Source organism: Terrisporobacter petrolearius (assembly GCF_020748185.1).
GTDB classification, from domain to species: domain Bacteria; phylum Bacillota; class Clostridia; order Peptostreptococcales; family Peptostreptococcaceae; genus Terrisporobacter; species Terrisporobacter petrolearius.
Window position 1 is genome coordinate 1 of record NZ_JAHZMO010000104.1, and the last position, 824, is coordinate 824.

Sequence of the window (824 nt, forward strand, 5' to 3'; positions counted from 1 at the left end):
AATTATGTAAAACTACTTAATAATCTTGAAGAATTGTCACTAAATAATATAAAACTTAATTTAGATAAGTATATTGAAATGATTAATAGTCATGAAAAAAGTTTAGTAGATGCACTTTATGAATTAAGCAATCTAGAAATAAACTCCAAACAAGAAAGAGCTAAAACAGCTTGTGTAAAAGTTGCAAACTTTCCATTTATTAAAACTCTAGAAGACTTTGATTTCACATTTCAACCAGCAGTAAATAAACAAGAAATTTTAGATTTAGCTACGCTTAGATTCATAGAGAATAATGAAAATATATTATTTGTAGGAACATCCGGAGTTGGCAAGACACATCTTGCTACCTCCATTGGAATCAAAAGTGCCACAAATAGATACTCTACATATTTTATACCTTTTCAAGAATTGATTCAACAGCTTAAAAGGGCGTTAGCTGAGAATAGATTAGACGCTAGGCTTAAACATTTTTCAAAATACAAAGTTTTAATTATTGATGAAATTGGATATTTGCCAATAGATACTGATGCTGCCAATCTGTTTTTTCAGCTAATTTCAAGAAGATATGAAAAACATTGTACTATAATAACTACTAATTCTAATTTTTCAAAATGGAGTGAAATCTTTGGATCTCCAGCTATAGCTAATGCTATTTTAGATAGGTTGCTTCATCATTCTCATATTATTTCTATAAAAGGTCCATCATATAGGTTAAAGTCTAAACTTAATTATTTAGATAGTTCTTCTTCAGGTAATTCTTAAAAGTATATTTTTTGTACATAATTATTTTCCTCTTTTTATACAAATATATATTGCAATTTACA

At 27.1% G+C, this 824-nt stretch carries 1 protein-coding gene; it reads left to right on the plus strand.

Features of this window, described 5'->3' with window-relative positions; all coding sequences use genetic code 11:
- Positions 1-762: IS21-like element helper ATPase IstB (istB, locus tag K0040_RS19830; RefSeq protein WP_228110414.1), on the plus strand; the 762-nt coding region annotated here is incomplete at its 5' end.
- Positions 763-824: the final 62 nt, after the last annotated feature.